Annotated in this window: 7 protein-coding genes and 1 tRNA gene; 7 read left to right on the forward strand and 1 reads right to left on the reverse strand. The window is 40.8% G+C overall.

Annotated elements, in window-relative coordinates; genetic code table 11:
• Positions 1 to 318 precede the first annotated feature (318 nt).
• Positions 319 to 1653, forward strand: a complete 1335-nt coding sequence (locus QEZ38_RS03705; protein WP_049530065.1) for an Nramp family divalent metal transporter — start codon at positions 319 to 321, stop codon at positions 1651 to 1653.
• A gap of 158 nt (positions 1654 to 1811) precedes the next feature.
• On the opposite strand, the gene QEZ38_RS03710 is transcribed toward QEZ38_RS03705, so the two are convergent.
• Positions 1812 to 1899: transfer RNA gene (locus QEZ38_RS03710), tRNA-Ser, on the reverse strand.
• 161 nt (positions 1900 to 2060) lie between these two features.
• On the opposite strand from QEZ38_RS03710, the gene QEZ38_RS03715 reads away from it, so the two are divergent.
• The 6 genes from QEZ38_RS03715 to QEZ38_RS03740 all read left to right on the forward strand — a co-directional run bounded on the left by QEZ38_RS03715 (position 2061) and on the right by QEZ38_RS03740 (position 16369).
• A complete protein-coding gene (locus QEZ38_RS03715) occupies positions 2061 to 2801 on the forward strand; it encodes a DeoR/GlpR family DNA-binding transcription regulator (protein ID WP_049530862.1) in 741 nt (246 codons plus the stop codon).
• Positions 2798 to 3709: a 1-phosphofructokinase gene (gene pfkB, locus QEZ38_RS03720; RefSeq protein ID WP_281335086.1), complete on the forward strand. Its 912-nt coding sequence runs from the start codon at positions 2798 to 2800 to the stop codon at positions 3707 to 3709. Before QEZ38_RS03715 ends, pfkB begins: the two co-directional genes overlap by 4 nt.
• Complete coding sequence (locus QEZ38_RS03725) at positions 3706 to 5661, forward strand: PTS fructose transporter subunit IIABC (protein ID WP_281335087.1); 1956 nt, start codon at positions 3706 to 3708, stop codon at positions 5659 to 5661. The genes pfkB and QEZ38_RS03725 overlap by 4 nt, the downstream gene beginning before the upstream one ends.
• A gap of 268 nt (positions 5662 to 5929) precedes the next feature.
• A complete protein-coding gene (locus tag QEZ38_RS03730) occupies positions 5930 to 6718 on the forward strand; it encodes a HEAT repeat domain-containing protein (RefSeq protein WP_281335088.1) in 789 nt (262 codons plus the stop codon).
• Between the two features lie 130 nt (positions 6719 to 6848).
• A complete protein-coding gene (locus tag QEZ38_RS03735; RefSeq protein ID WP_281335089.1) occupies positions 6849 to 9179 on the forward strand; it encodes a DNA translocase FtsK in 2331 nt (776 codons plus the stop codon).
• A 329-nt stretch (positions 9180 to 9508) separates the two neighbouring features.
• Positions 9509 to 16369, forward strand: a complete 6861-nt coding sequence (locus QEZ38_RS03740) for a SpGH101 family endo-alpha-N-acetylgalactosaminidase (protein WP_281335090.1) — start codon at positions 9509 to 9511, stop codon at positions 16367 to 16369.
• The last annotated feature ends 36 nt before the right edge of the window (positions 16370 to 16405 follow it).

A 16405-nucleotide genomic window follows, 5' to 3' on the forward strand; every position in this document is an offset into this window, starting at 1 on the left:
TCAAAAGACGCTGGTTTTTCCTCTTTTATAGAGAAATCGAGTTAGAAATAATAGTTACAGTTCACCATTAAATGTCAAAGTTTATCAATAGATTTATCATTATCGTTAATGAGTAGACTTATTCTGACTTTCCCTAAAATTTTGTTGAATTTTCTTAAGTTTTTATCATATTTTTTATAATTAAGGTGCCTTAAGAAAAATAATGAAAAAACTAAATGTTTTTCATATAGTTTTCATTGTTTTAATAGTTTAAAGTCAATCTTATTTTTCTCTAATAGAAAATAATGAAAAAGTAGGTTTAGAAAGAGGTAAGTATCTATGTCTTCTCATAAAAAAGTGTCACTCTCTGAGATTAATCAATCTATCGATACTCCAAATAACAATCATTTCTGGCAAAATTTAAAGGCCTTTTTAGGTCCGGGTGCTCTTGTCGCAGTTGGTTATATGGATCCAGGAAACTGGATTACCAGTGTAGTCGGTGGTGCTTCCTATAAGTATAGTCTCTTGTTTGTTATCTTGATTTCATCTCTCATTGCCATGCAACTTCAGCAGATGGCAGGAAAGCTTGGTATTGTAACCCAGATGGACCTGGCTCAAGCAACGGCTCATCATTCACCTAAATGGCTTCGTTATAGTCTATGGGTGATTTTAGAATTAGCCTTGATGGCGACAGATCTGGCAGAAGTTCTAGGTTCAGCGATTGCTCTCAATCTTCTCTTTAAGATTCCGATTATGATAGCCATCCTTTTGACGGTTCTAGATGTCTTTCTCTTATTGCTTTTGATGAAATTTGGCTTTAAGAAGATTGAAGCTATTGTGACAACACTGATTTTAACGATTTTAGCAATCTTTACTTATCTGGTAGCTTTGTCACATCCAAGCTTCCAAGGAATCGTTGAGGGTTATCTACCGAATGCAACCTTATTTGAAAGTCCTTTGCCAGGGCATGAAAGTCAATTAACCTTGGCGTTAGGTATCGTGGGTGCGACAGTGATGCCCCATAACCTCTATTTGCATTCTTCCTTGTCTCAAACTCGGAAAATCAATCACAAGGACAAGAATGATGTTCGAAAAGCCGTGCGCTTTATGACCTGGGATTCAAATCTTCAACTGTCCTTGGCCTTTATCGTTAACTCCCTTCTTTTAATCTTAGGTGCGGCCCTCTTTTTCGGACATGCATCTGAGATTTCTGCCTTTTCTCAAATGTATAACGCCCTGCAGGATTCTACCATTGCGGGAGCTATAGCTAGCTCAACCTTATCAACCTTGTTTGCCTTGGCCCTATTAGCCAGTGGTCAGAATTCGACTATCACAGGTACCTTGACAGGACAAATCGTTATGGAAGGTTTCTTGCATATGCGATTGCCTCAGTGGTTCATTCGTTTGGCGACTCGTCTCTTTGCCTTACTGCCTGTTATGATAGTAGCGGTTCTGTTTGGTCATCAAGAAAAAACCTTGGATCAGTTATTGGTTTATTCACAGGTCTTTCTTTCAATCGCTCTTCCATTTTCAATCTTCCCTTTGATTTATCTAACTTCTAAGAAATCACTGATGGGCGAATTTACCAATGCTAAATGGAATACCATCCTTGGTTATATTGTTTCCATTATCTTAACTGTTCTCAATGTGAAATTGCTATTTGATATTTTTTAAGAGCATCTGAGATGAAGTAGAAAAAATATCATTTTGATGATTAAAATTGAAGAAAAAAATCACCCAAGAGTTGAATCTTGGGTGATTTTTTGGAATTCTCATCTTAGACGAAAATCCATTATAAAAAGCTGCATCAAGATGCAGCCACACTATAGCTACGGAAGACATGGGATTCGAACCCACGCACGCTTTCACACGCCTACCGCGTTTCCAACACGGCCTCTTAAGCCTCTTGAGTAATCTTCCAATACTTACTAAAATAGTTTATCATAAAGGCAAGTATCTTGCAAATAAAATTCAAACAATTGGCAAAATGATAGAAAATGAAAGAAAATGACAAAAAGTGCTTGACTTTGATTTTTTTTGTGTTAGAATGATTATTGTAATCGTTAACAGGAGGTGAGTAAGTGCTAAAAACTGAGAGAAAAAAGTTGATTTTAGAGGAGCTGAGTAAACATAAAGTCGTAACTTTAGAGAAATTAGTAGGCTTGCTAGATACTTCAGAATCAACAGTTAGACGTGATTTAGATGAATTGGAGTCTGAAAATAAACTTCGCCGAGTTCATGGAGGAGCAGAGTTGCCTCACTCCTTGCAAGAAGAAGAAACCATTCAAGAAAAATCTGTCAAAAACCTTCAAGAGAAAAAATTGATTGCGCAAAAGGCAGCTTCCCTCATCAAAGAAAAAGATGTTATCTTTGTGGATGCAGGAAGTACAACAGCCTTTCTCATTAAGGAATTGGAGCGAAAAGACATTACTGTAGTAACCAACTCCATTCACCATGCGGTTCAATTAGTGGATAAGCAAATCCCAACAGTCATTATCGGTGGTGGAGTCAAGATGACAACAGATGCCAGTATTGGAGGAGTAGCGCTTAACCAGATTAACCAACTGCACTTTGATCGTGCCTTTATTGGAATGAACGGTGTGGATGAAGGTTATTATACAACTCCAGATATGGAGGAGGGAGCTGTTAAGCGAGCTATCTTAGAAAATGCCAAACAAACTTATGTTTTGGCGGATTCATCTAAGATTGGTCAGTCTTGTTTCGCTAAGGTTGCGCCTATAAAAAGAGCTATTGTCATTACAAGCAAGGGTCACGAACTCTTGCCAGCTATCAAAGAAAAAACGGAGGTTATCGAAGTATGATTTATACAGTCACGCTAAATCCATCTATTGACTATATTGTCCGTCTGGATAAAGTGGAAGTTGGTAGTGTTAATCGTATGGATAGTGATGATAAGTTTGCTGGTGGTAAGGGAATCAATGTTAGCCGTGTCTTGAAACGCTTGGATATTCCAAATACAGCGACAGGCTTTATCGGAGGTTTTACTGGTAAATTTATCACAGATACTTTAGCTGAAGAGCAAATTGAAACTCGATTTGTCCAAGTGGCAGAAGATACGCGGATCAACGTCAAGATTAAAGCAGACCAAGAAACAGAAATCAACGGAACTGGTCCTACAGTTGAACCTGAGCAATTGGAAGAGTTAAAAGCTATTCTTTCAAGTCTAACAGCAGAAGACACAGTTGTATTTGCGGGTTCGAGTGCTAAAAACTTAGGCAATGTTATCTATAAGGATTTGATTGCCTTGACCCGTCAGACGGGTGCTCAAGTGGTCTGTGACTTTGAAGGTCAGACCTTGATTGATAGTTTGGATTATCAACCACTTTTGGTCAAACCAAACAATCATGAACTTGGAGCAATCTTTGGAGTGAAATTCGAAAGCTTAGATGAGAGTGAAAAATACGCTCGAGAGTTGCTGGCTAAAGGTGCTCAAAACGTTATCATCTCTATGGCTGGTGACGGTGCCCTTTTGGTAACATCAGAGGGAGCCTACTTTGCTAAACCAATCAAGGGAACAGTGAAAAACTCAGTTGGTGCTGGTGACTCGATGGTTGCTGGATTTACTGGTGAGTTTGTCAAATCAAGAGACGCAGTAGAAGCCTTCAAGTGGGGAGTGGCATGCGGAACAGCAACCACCTTCTCAGATGATTTAGCAACTGCAGCATTTATTAAAGAAACTTATGAAAAAGTTGAGGTAGAAAAAAGATGAAAATTCAGGATTTATTGAGAAAAGATGTTATGTTGCTTGATTTGCAAGCAACTGAAAAAACAGCAGCTATCGAAGAAATGATTCATAGCTTGGTAGAGCACGGATATGTGTCAGATTTTGAAACTTTTAAAGAAGGAATCTTAGCGCGTGAAGCTTTGACTTCTACAGGTTTGGGTGATGGTATTGCAATGCCACACAGCAAAAACGCTGCTGTCAAAGAAGCGACTGTTCTCTTTGCTAAGTCAAACAAGGGTGTTGACTACGAAAGTTTAGATGGACAACCAACTGACCTCTTCTTTATGATTGCGGCTCCAGAAGGTGCCAATGATACTCACTTGGCTGCCTTGGCAGAATTGTCTCAATACTTGATGAAAGACGGCTTTGCTGACAAACTTCGTCAAGTAACATCAGCTGATCAAGTTATTGAACTCTTTAACCAAGCTTCAGAAAAAGCTCAAGAACCAGTACAAGTTCCTGCAAATGACTCTGATGACTTCATCGTAGCAGTTACAGCTTGTACAACAGGAATTGCCCACACATACATGGCACAAGAAGCTCTTCAAAAAGTGGCCGCGGAAATGGGTGTCGGTATCAAGGTTGAAACCAATGGTGCTAGCGGTGTTGGCAACAAATTGACAGCAGAAGATATTCGTAAGGCTAAAGCTGTTATCATCGCTGCAGATAAGGCAGTTGAAATGGATCGTTTCGATGGCAAACCATTGGTAAATCGTCCAGTTGCAGATGGTATTCGTAAGACAGAAGAGTTGATCAACCTGGCTCTTTCTGGTAATGCTGAAGTATATCGTGCTGCTAATGGAGCGCAAGCTTTAACAGCATCTAACGAAAAACAAAGTGTCGGTGGTGCTTTCTACAAACACTTGATGAGTGGTGTATCACAAATGTTGCCATTCGTTATCGGTGGTGGTATCATGATTGCCCTTGCCTTCTTGATTGATGGTGCTATGGGTGTGCCAAATGAAAACCTTGGAAATCTTGGTTCTTACCATGAACTCGCTTCTATGTTCATGAAAATCGGTGGCGCAGCCTTTGGTTTGATGCTTCCAGTATTTGCAGGATATGTTGCTTACTCAATCGCTGAAAAACCAGGTTTGGTAGCAGGTTTCGTAGCTGGAGCTATTGCCAAAGAAGGTTTTGCCTTTGGTAAAATCCCTTATGCTCAAGGTGGTGAAGCAACTTCAGCTCTTGCAGGTGTATCATCAGGTTTCCTAGGAGCCCTTGTTGGTGGATTTATCGCTGGTGCCTTGGTACTCTTGGTTAAGAAATACGTGAAGGTTCCACGTTCACTTGAAGGTGCTAAATCAATCCTTCTCTTGCCACTTCTTGGAACAGTCTTGACAGGATTTGTCATGCTTGCTGTTAACATCCCAATGGCAGCAATCAACACTGCTATGAACGACTTCCTTGGCGGTCTTGGAGGCGGTTCAGCTGTCCTTCTTGGTATCGTTCTTGGAGGAATGATGGCTGTCGATATGGGTGGACCTGTCAATAAAGCAGCTTATGTCTTTGGTACTGGTACTCTTGCAGCAACAGTGTCAACAGGTGGTTCAGTAGCCATGGCAGCAGTTATGGCTGGAGGAATGGTTCCACCACTTGCGATCTTCGTTGCAACACTTCTTTTCAAAGATAAATTTACTAAAGAAGAACGCAACTCAGGTTTGACGAACATCGTTATGGGCTTGTCATTCATCACTGAAGGAGCGATTCCATTTGGTGCGGCTGACCCAGCTCGTGCTATCCCAAGCTTTATCCTTGGTTCAGCAGTGGCAGGTGGACTTGTTGGTCTTGCAGGTATCAAACTGATGGCACCTCACGGAGGAATCTTCGTTATCGCCCTTACAACAAATGCCCTTCTTTACCTTGTCTTTGTCTTGATTGGAGCACTTGTTAGTGGTGTAGTTTATGGTTACCTTCGTAAACCTTTAGAAAAATAATCACAAAGAGATTCAAATGACTGAACACGAAAGTGGGCAGTCATTTTTTGATAATGGAGTTAGAGAGGCCGGTCTCTAAAGTGATATAATAGAGGTAAATCGTAGAGAATTTAATACTCAATGAAAATCAAAGAGCAAACTAGGAAGCTAGCCGCAAGCTGTACTTGAGTACGGTAAGGCGACGCTGACGTGGTTTGAATTTGATTTTCGAAGAGTATAAATGACAGAATGCTAAAGTTCTGCAAATACCTTAGAGGAGATAAGTGTCATGAATGATTCTAGAAAAGAAGAAATCGACAAACGAGAGAAGTCTAAGATTTATTGCCAAAATCTTACAAAAGAAGAGTTGCAAGAGACCTATGCCAGCTTGGTGAAAGAGAATTTTCCCGATTCTAAACGAATTCATTTTATAGCTGATTTAGGTAGGAGCCCAGAAATTGCCTTTCATTTTGAGCTCATTTGCAACGATTGGGAGGAAGGAACTGACCTGAATTTTGAAGCGAGTTTTGACCAGCATGGGCAGGCGGGAATCAATTATCTTTTAGAAACTCTCAATCAAGAGGAAGTGGAGAGTCAACGCGTTTTGATTGTATATCTTCTAGCGAAAATCCTCTCCAAAGCAAGACATAGAGATTTTTATGCGTTTTCTTGCAAGCAAGTACTTCCTGTTCTAATCTCTCTTTTACCTAGTTCAGAAGCTTCGAATCGTAGAAAGCTAATCATTGCCCTAGGTTGGATTGGTTCAATAGGTGAGATAGAAATCTTAGGACAACATCTCTTGACTGACCAAGATGCTCTTTGTCGTGCCTGGTCTGCCAGTAGTCTAATGCAATTATCTTTTCATCAAGTAAAAAAAGAAATCTTAATGGAAAAAACGAAGGATTTGTTTTGTGAAGCAATTACAGAAGAAAAGGACTTACAGGCTTGCGCTCTGATGATAGAAGCAGCCCAGGTATTGTTTGGGAAAAGATGGATCCCTACATCTGCTGTAGAGAAGTTGGAAATCGAAAAGATTGAGAAAGCAAGAAAATCAGCAATTAGATTTTTAAAGAAATAGTGAGACAAGGTTGTTGAAAAATCATATAGAAAAGAAAGTGCAGAAATATCAGCGAAAAATGATTGTATCTAGTAGATTCAGTCATTTTTTGATTTCTCTAGATGTTTCTGAAATATGGTATAATAGAAGCATGGCAAACAAGAATACAAGTAAAACAAGACGGAGACCGTCAAAAGCTGAATTAGAAAGAAAGCAAGCTATCCAAAGGATGTTAATTTCCTTAGTCATAGCTTTTTGCTTAATGTTCGCTGCTTTGAGATTAGGAGCAGTTGGACTCACCCTCTATAATCTTATTCGATTACTAGTAGGAAGTCTGGCCTATCTGGTCATCTTTGTCGTTCTAGTCTATCTTTTTTTCTTCAAATGGATTCGGAAGCAAGAAGGTCTAATCTCAGGTTTTCTTTGCATTTTTTCAGGCTTATTGCTGATTTTTGAAGCTTATCTAGTATGGAAATATGGCATCGAGCAGTCTGTCTTAAAGGGTACTTTAGCCCAAGTTTTGACAGATTTGACAGGCTTTCGTGTGACTAGCTTTGCTGGAGGAGGGCTTCTAGGTGTTGCCCTTTATATTCCAGTCGCCTTTCTCTTTTCAAATATTGGTACTTACTTTATCGGAGCCATCTTAATCTTGATCGGTGCTCTTCTAGTCAGTCCTTGGTCTGTCTATGACGTTGCTGATTTCCTTGGAGCACGTTTTGCCCTTTGGATGGAGCGACGTGAGCAGAAGAAACAAGAACGCTTCGTCAAACGAGAAGAAGAAAAAGCTCGTAAGGAAGCAGAGGAACAGGAAAGACTAGAAAAGGAACAAGCAGAACAAGCTTTGTTGGATATACCTCCTGTTGATATGGAAACTGGCGAGATTTTAGAAGCTCCCCCTGTTCACTTTAATGATTTACCACCTCTTCCTGAGGAAGAATGGATAGGACCTGAAATTATTCTCCCTCAAGCAGACTATGAAGTTCCTAGCGAAGTTGACATTCCAGAGGAAGATGAGTTCATAGAGGATGAGGATGTTGAGGTAGATTTTTCTGCTAAAAAAGCTTTAGAGTACAAACTTCCAAGCTTGCAACTTTTTGCACCCGATAAGCCAAAAGACCAGTCCAAGGAAAAGAAAATCGTTCGCGATAATATCAAGATTTTGGAAGAAACCTTTGCAAGTTTCGGTATTAAGGTAACGGTTGAACGTGCTGAGATTGGTCCATCCGTTACCAAGTACGAAGTCAAGCCAGCCGTTGGTGTGCGGGTCAATCGCATTTCTAATCTAGCAGATGACTTGGCTCTGGCCTTGGCTGCGAAAGATGTCCGTATCGAAGCACCGATTCCTGGGAAATCCTTAGTCGGGATTGAAGTGCCTAACTCAGAGATTGCGACAGTCTCCTTCCGAGAGCTCTGGGAACAGTCGCAAACTAAACCTGAAAATCTGCTAGAAATTCCCCTTGGGAAAGCAGTTAACGGAACAGCTCGTAGTTTTGACCTAGCTAAAATGCCTCACTTACTAGTGGCTGGTTCGACAGGTTCTGGTAAATCTGTTGCAGTCAATGGTATCATTGCAAGTATTCTCATGAAGGCACGTCCAGACCAAGTCAAGTTTATGATGGTGGATCCGAAGATGGTTGAGTTATCGGTCTATAATGATATTCCTCATCTTTTGATTCCAGTTGTGACGAATCCACGTAAGGCCAGCAAGGCCCTTCAAAAAGTCGTGGATGAGATGGAAAATCGCTATGAACTCTTTGCCAAAATTGGCGTTCGTAATATTGCTGGTTTCAATGCTAAGGTAGAGGAATTCAACGCTCAATCTGAGTATAAACAAGTACCTCTTCCTTTGATTGTCGTGATTGTCGATGAGTTAGCTGACCTCATGATGGTAGCCAGCAAGGAAGTAGAAGATGCTATTATCCGTCTTGGACAGAAGGCGCGTGCAGCTGGTATTCATATGATTCTTGCAACGCAGCGTCCGTCGGTTGATGTTATCTCTGGTTTGATTAAGGCCAATGTACCGTCTCGTGTGGCCTTTGCTGTTTCATCAGGAACGGATTCTCGAACTATTTTGGATGAGAACGGTGCTGAGAAACTCCTGGGTCGAGGGGACATGCTCTTTAAACCAATCGATGAAAACCACCCTGTTCGACTGCAAGGTTCTTTTATCTCGGATGATGATGTTGAGCGTATTGTTAGCTTTATCAAGGCTCAAGCGGATGCTGATTATGATGAAAGCTTTGATCCCGGAGAGGTTTCTGAGACGGAAGGTGAGTCTGTCTCAGGAGATGAAGGTGGAGATCCGCTATTTGAAGAAGCTAAGGCTCTGGTCATTGAAACTCAAAAAGCGAGCGCATCCATGATTCAACGTAGATTATCAGTTGGTTTTAACCGAGCAACTCGCTTGATGGAAGAATTAGAGATGGCTGGAGTTATCGGACCTGCAGAAGGAACGAAGCCACGAAAGGTTTTACAACAATAAAAAAACGTAAAAATAGTATAAAAATGCATGGAAACTTTATTAAAAAGTTAGTCAAAATTGGTCTAACTTTTCGATGAAGTTTCCTTTTTTATAGCGATTTCTTTAGAAATAAAGCCATCTGAAAATCGTTTCAGACTTGCCCAATAATTGGATTTTACTTTTACTAGTTTTACCTATTAAACTATTGATTTTTTAAACTGTTTTTGATATATTAAGTTGGTATAGAAAAAATTATATGTTTATTCAGAAGTGTTTAAAAATTGAGGAGGATATTTTTTTAAAATAAAATGCAAACGCTTACTTTGTAAACTGAAAGGAACAAAAAACCGATGGATAAAGGATTATTTGAAAAACGTTGCAAATATAGTATTCGGAAATTTTCATTAGGGGTTGCTTCTGTTATGATTGGTGCAGCTTTCTTTGGAACTAGCACTGTTCTCGCAGATTCTGCACAAACAGGTTCAACAGCGAATATGCCAGCTGATTTGGCGGCAGCTCTTGCCAATGCTAAAGAGGATGATGGGCATGACTTTGAAGCGCCAAAACCTGGTGAAGATCAGGGTTCTCCTGAAGTAACTGAAGGACCAAAAACTGAAGAAGAATTGCTGGCAAAAGAAAAAGAAACTGCAACTGCAACAAGCTCAGCAGCTTCAGATGCTCTTCCAGAAGACTTACGTGGAAAACTTGATAAGGCTGAAGAAAATGGCAGTACTGTATCAAAAGAGGAATTAGCAAAAGAAGACAAGAGTCTTGTTCCAGAAGATGTCGCTAAAACAAAAAATGGTGAATTAAACTATGGTGCAACAGTAAAAATTCAAAGTGCAGCTGGTGTTGGTAGCGGTATCGTCATCGGTGAAAATCTAGTTTTATCTGTTTCTCATAACTTTATCAAAGATGTTCCAGACGGAAACAATCGTAAGGTAGCTGATAATATTGAAAGTGATGGCGATGTTTATTCAGTTTCTTACGAAGGAGCACCTGATGTTAAATTCAGTAAGAATGATGTTAAGCACTGGGACCGTGAAGGATTCCTAAAAGGTTATAAAAATGACTTGGCCATCGTTAAGCTTCGTTCTCCTCTTGCAAACGCTCCTGTTGAAGTGACTGACAAACCTGCAACTACTAAGGTTGGAGATAAGGTACACGTGTTTGGTTATCCAACTGGAAAACTTTCTCCAATCCTCAATACGACAGTTGAAGATATCAATAATCATGGTGAAGGTGTTCGTGGCATCAGCTATCAAGGAAGTGAACCAGGTGCAAGTGGTGGCGGAATTTTCGATGAAAATGGAAAATTGATCGGTATCCACCAAAATGGTGTTGTTGGAAGCCGTAGTGGAGGTATTCTCTTCTCACCTGCTCAGCTAGAATGGATTCAAAACTACATCAAGGGTATTGAAACAACGAAACCAGCTGGTCTAGATGCTCTCGATAAACAAGTTGAGGACAAGGAAGAAAAACCAAAAGAGGATAAACCTAAGGAAGATAAGCCAAAAGAAGAAACACCAGCAGAAAATAAACCAGCTGAGAACAAGCCAGCAGAAAATAAACCTGCTGAAAACAAGCCAGCTGAGAATAAACCAGCTGAATCAAAAGAAGTTTCTCCAGAATGGAAAACAGTTGAAAATAAAGACCAACAGGGAACAGTAACAATCCGTGAAGAAAATGGAGTTCGTTACAACCAACTAGCTTCAACTGCTCAAAATGACAATGGTAAGAAACCAGCCTTGTTTGAAAAAGATGGTTTGACAGTCGATGCTAATGGAAATGCCACAGTCGATTTGACCTTTAAAGAAGAATCTGAAACAGGTAAATCACGCTTTGGTGTCTTCATGAAATTCAAAGACACTGATAACAACGTTTTTGTAGGTTATGACCAAGGCGGATGGTTCTGGGAATACAAGTCAAATGGAAGTGGACTTTGGTACCAAGGTGGACGTGTTGCAGCTCCTGTTAATGGCTCAACCAACCACTTGACCATCAGTCTTAAATCAGATGGACAACTTAACGCAACAAACAATGATGTCAAACTTTTTGACACACTTACCTTACCATCTGCTGTAAATGACAAGCTCAAAGATGAGAAGAAAATCGTTCTTAAGGCTGGAAGCTATAGCAGTGAGAGAACCATTGTCAATGTTAAAACAGATGACCAAGAAGGCGTGAAAAACGACCAAGAGGCTGCTGAAAAAGAAAAAGGTGATACAGTAGACGATAGCAAAGTCAAATATGACACGATCGAATCTACAGTATTGAAAGCAGTCATCGACCAAGCCTTCCCACGTATTAAAGAGTACGTCCTTAATGGTAACAAGCTCCCAGGTCAAGTGCAACCGATTAATCAAGTTGTGATTAACAAGCACGCTGTGACTCCTGAAGTTACCTATAAGAAGGTCAATGCAACGACTGCCGAGTATGAAATGAAACTCCGTGATGAGGAAAATCTCATCAATGCAGATATGACCGTTCGTTTGCAAGTGGTGGACAACCAACTTCACTTTGATGTGACTAAGATTATCAACCATAACCAAGTTACACCAGGACAAAAGATTGATGACGAACGTAAATTACTTTCTTCAATCAGCTTCCTAGGAAATGCCTTGGTATCTGTTTCAAGCGATCAAGCGGGAGCTAAGTTTGATGGGGCAACCATGTCAAACAATACTCACGTCAGTGGTGATGACCATATCGAAGTAACAAATCCAATGAAAGAATTAGCCAAAGGCTATATGTACGGATTTGTTTCAACAGATAAACTCGCTGCTGGTGTATGGAGTAACTCGCAAAATAGCTACGGTGGTGGTTCTTACGACTGGACACGTTTGACAGCTTATAAGAATACGATTGGCAATGCTAACTATGTGGAAATTCATAGCTCTGAATGGCAATGGGAAAAAGCCCACAATGGAGTTGTCTTCCCAGCATACACTCAAGAACTTCCAAGTGCAAAAGTTGTCATCACTGAAGATGCCAATGCTGACCATAAGGTTGACTGGCAAGATGGTGCCATCGCTTACCGTAGCATCATGAACAACCCTCAAGGTTGGGAAAAAGTTAAAGACATTACAGCTTACCGTATCGCTATGAACTTTGGTTCACAAGCACAAAACCCATTCCTCATGACCTTAGATGGTATCAAGAAGATTAACCTCCACACCGATGGTCTTGGTCAAGGTGTACTTCTTAAGGGATACGGAAGTGAAGGACATGATTCTGGTCACTTGAACTACGCGGATATCGGTAAACGTATCGGTGGTGTTGAAGACTTTAAGACTCTTATTGCGAAAGCTAAGAAATATGGTGCCCACCTCGGTATCCACGTTAACGCTTCAGAAACCTATCCTGAGTCTAAATATTTTAATGAAAATATTCTTCGTAAAAATGCAGATGGTAGCTACAGCTACGGTTGGAACTGGCTTGACCAAGGTATCAATATTGATGCTGGTTATGACCTTGCTCATGGGCGTCTAGCTCGTTGGGAAGAGTTGAAGAAGGAATTGGGTGAAGGTTTAGACTTCATCTATGTCGACGTATGGGGTAACGGTCAATCAGGTGACAACGGTGCCTGGGCAACTCACGTTATTGCGAAAGAAATTAACAAACAGGGTTGGCGTTTTGCTATTGAGTGGGGCCATGGTGGTGAATATGATTCTACCTTCCAACACTGGGCAGCTGACTTGACCTACGGTGGCTATACAAATAAAGGTATTAACAGTGCCATCACTCGCTTTATCCGTAACCACCAAAAAGATTCTTGGGTTGGTGACTACAGAAGTTATGGTGGTGCAGCTGACTACCCACTTCTAGGCGGTTATAGCATGAAGGACTTTGAAGGATGGCAAGGACGTAGTGACTATAACGGTTATGTAACAAACTTGTTTGCTCATGATGTTATGACTAAGTACTTCCAACACTTCACAGTCAGCAAATGGGAAAATGGCAAACCAGTAACCATGTCTGACAATGGTAGTACCTATAAATGGACTCCAGAAATGAAAGTCGAGTTGGTCGATGCTGCAAATAACAAGGTTGTTGTAACTCGTAAATCCAATGATGTCAACAGTCCACAATATCGTGAACGGACAGTTACGCTCAATGGTCGTGTGATCCAAGATGGTTCAGCCTACTTGACACCTTGGAACTGGGATGCAAATGGTAATAAACTTGAAAGTGACAAGGAAAAAATGTACTACTTCAATACTGAAGCAGGTGCAACAACTTGGACACTTCCTAGCGACTGGGCAAATGGTAAAGTTTACCTTTATAAACTAACTGACCAAGGTAAGACTGAGGAAAAAGAAGTTGCCGTGAAAGATGGTAAGATTACCCTTGACCTCACTGCAAATCAACCTTATGTTCTCTATCGTTCTAAACAAACAAATCCTGAAATGTCATGGAGTGAAGGAATGCATATCTATGACCAAGGATTTAACAGTGAATCTTTGGATCATTGGAAGATTTCGGGAGATGCTTCTAAGGCTGAAATCGTGAAGTCTCAAGGTGCAAACCAAATGCTCCGCATCCAAGGCAATAAAGAAAAAGTTAGTCTCACTCAAAAATTGACTGGCTTGAAGCCAAATACTAAATACGCAGTCTATGTCGGTGTAGACAACCGTAGTAATGCTAAAGCAAGTATTACTGTTAATACTGGTGAAAAAGAAGTAACCAACTACACCAACAAGTCACTCGCTCTCAACTATGTAAAAGCCTATGCTCACAATACTCGTCGAAGCAATGCAACAGTTGATAATACAAGTTACTTCCAAAACATGTATGCTTTCTTTACAACAGGTTCAGATGTATCAAATGTAACCTTGACCTTGAGTCGTGAAGCAGGCGATGAAGCAACTTACTTTGATGAAATCCGTACTTTTGAAAATGAATCAAATATGTACGGTGACGGTCATGATACTGCAACAGGCGTTTTCAAACAAGATTTTGAAAATGTCGGACAAGGTATCTTCCCATTTGTCATCGGTGGTATCGAAGGTGTTGAAGACAACCGTACTCACTTGTCTGAAAAACATGGTCCATACACACAACGTGATTGGAATGGCAAGAAAGTTGATGACGTTATCGAAGGAAATTGGTCACTCAAGACCAATGGTCTCGTAAGTCGTCGAAACTTGGTTTACCAAACAATTCCACAAAACTTCCGCTTTGAAGCAGGCAAGACCTACCGTATTACATTTGACTATGAAGCTGGTTCTGACAACACTTACGCCTTTGTAGTCGGTAAGGGAGAATTCCAATCTGGTCAAACGAGCAATATGGAAGTGCATGAATTGCCAAATACTTGGACAGATTCTAAGAAAGCGAAACGAGCAACCTTCCTCGTGACAGGGGCTGAAACTGGCGATACATGGGTAGGTATCTACTCTACAGGCAATGCAAGCAATACTCGTGGTGATTCTGGAGGAAATGCCAACTTCCGTGGTTACAATGACTTCATCATGGATAGACTTCAAATTGAAGAGATTGTCTTGACTGGTAAGATGATGACAGAAAATGCTGTCAAGAACTATCTTCCAACTGTTGCTATGACTAACTACACTAAAGAAACAATGGATGCTTTGAAAGAAGCTGTCTTCAACCTCAGTCAAGCAGATGATGATATCAGTGTAGAAGAAGCTAAGTCTGAAATTGCTAAGGTCAATGCTCTTAAAGACGCTTTAGTGATGAAGAAAACAGCTCTTGTAGCAGATGACTTTGCAAGTCTTACAGCTCCTGCTCAGGCTGGTGAAGGTCTTGAAAATGCCTTTGATAGCAACGTGTCAAGTCTATGGCATACATCATGGAGCGGAGGAGATGTTGGTAAACCTGCAACTATGGTCTTGAAGGAACCAACTGAAATTACTGGCTTCCGTTACGTTCCACGTGGTTCAGGATCAAATGGTAACTTGAGAGATGTTACTCTTGTGGTTACTGATGAAACAGGTAAGGAACATACCTTCAATGCAACCAATTGGGCTAACAATAATAAACCAAAAGATATTGACTTTGGTAAGACTATCAAGGCTAAAAAGATTGTTCTAACTGGAACAAGAACCTACGGTGATACTGAAAACCAATATCAATCAGCTGCGGAATTGATCTTCGCTCGTCCACAGGTTGCTGAAACAGGTCTTGATACAGCAGCCTATGAAGCAGCCTTGGCTAAAGCTCAAAAATTGACTGATAAGAGCAATCAAGAGGAAGTAGCAAGTGTTGTTGCCAGCATGAAATTTGCAACAGATAATCATCTCTTGACAAATAGAATGCTTGAATTCTTTGCAGATTATCTCGACAAATTGAAAGACCAAACACCTACCCCAACTCCAGATCCAGAACCAACTCCAGAACCTAAACCTGAAACTCCAACTTCAAGCAAGGGTGACGAAGCTGCGCCAGTTGTTGACCTTCCAGAATTCACAGGTGGTGTAAATGGTGTTGAAGCCGCAATCCATGAAGTTCCAGAGTACACAGAACCAATTGGTACAGCAGGTGATGAACCAGCACCAGTTGTAGAGGTTCCAGAATACACAGGAGTTCTTGGCACAGCAGGCGATGAATCAGCCCCAGTTGTAGAGGTTCCGGAATACACTGGCGTTCTTGGCACAGCAGGCGATGAATCAGCCCCAGTTGTAGAGGTTCCAGAATACACAGGAGTTCTTGGCACAGCGGGCGATGAAGTAGCCCCAGTTGTAGAGGTTCCAGAATACACAGGAGTTCTTGGCACAGCAGGCGATGAACCAGCGCCAGTTGTAGAACTTCCAGAGTATACAGGAGTAGTTGGAACGGCAGGAGAAGAAGTAGCTGTAAACGAAGTTCCAGAATTCAAGGGTGGAGTTAACGCAGCAGAAGCAGCTGTGAGCCAAGCACCAGAATTCACAGGTGGTGTAAATGGTGCCGAATCCGCAATTCATGAAGTACCAGAGTTTACCGGAGGTGTGAATGGAAGTGATGGCGCAATCCATGAAATTCCAGAATACAAAGGCCAAATTGGTACAGTAGGTAACCAACCTGCCCCTGTAGTGGAAAAACCAGAGTATCGAGAAGATTTAGTAGAGAATAAAGATACATCTAAAGAGTCACATTCAAATGTTCTTCCAAATACGGGTGAACATAATTCTGAAACAGCTCTCTTCATCGCTAGTGTCAGCATGGCAGTTTCAGCAGCACTCTTAGCTGTCAAAAGAAAAGAAGATTAAAATACAAAAAAGTTTTCAATAAAAGAGAGCTTAGAC

It is taken from the genome of Streptococcus taonis (genome assembly GCF_029948085.1).
GTDB classification, from domain to species: Bacteria; Bacillota; Bacilli; order Lactobacillales; family Streptococcaceae; genus Streptococcus; species Streptococcus taonis.

What these genes read in the sequence shown, in the direction of transcription:
- QEZ38_RS03705 (WP_049530065.1), top strand. Translation starts at nt 319, where the DNA reads ATGTCTTCTCATAAAAAAGTGTCACTCTCTGAGATTAATCAATCTATC.
- pfkB (WP_281335086.1), top strand. Translation starts at nt 2,798, where the DNA reads ATGATTTATACAGTCACGCTAAATCCATCTATTGACTATATTGTCCGT.
- QEZ38_RS03725 (WP_281335087.1), top strand. Translation starts at nt 3,706, where the DNA reads ATGAAAATTCAGGATTTATTGAGAAAAGATGTTATGTTGCTTGATTTG.
- QEZ38_RS03730 (WP_281335088.1), top strand. Translation starts at nt 5,930, where the DNA reads ATGAATGATTCTAGAAAAGAAGAAATCGACAAACGAGAGAAGTCTAAG.
- QEZ38_RS03735 (WP_281335089.1), top strand. Translation starts at nt 6,849, where the DNA reads ATGGCAAACAAGAATACAAGTAAAACAAGACGGAGACCGTCAAAAGCT.
- QEZ38_RS03740 (WP_281335090.1), top strand. Translation starts at nt 9,509, where the DNA reads ATGGATAAAGGATTATTTGAAAAACGTTGCAAATATAGTATTCGGAAA.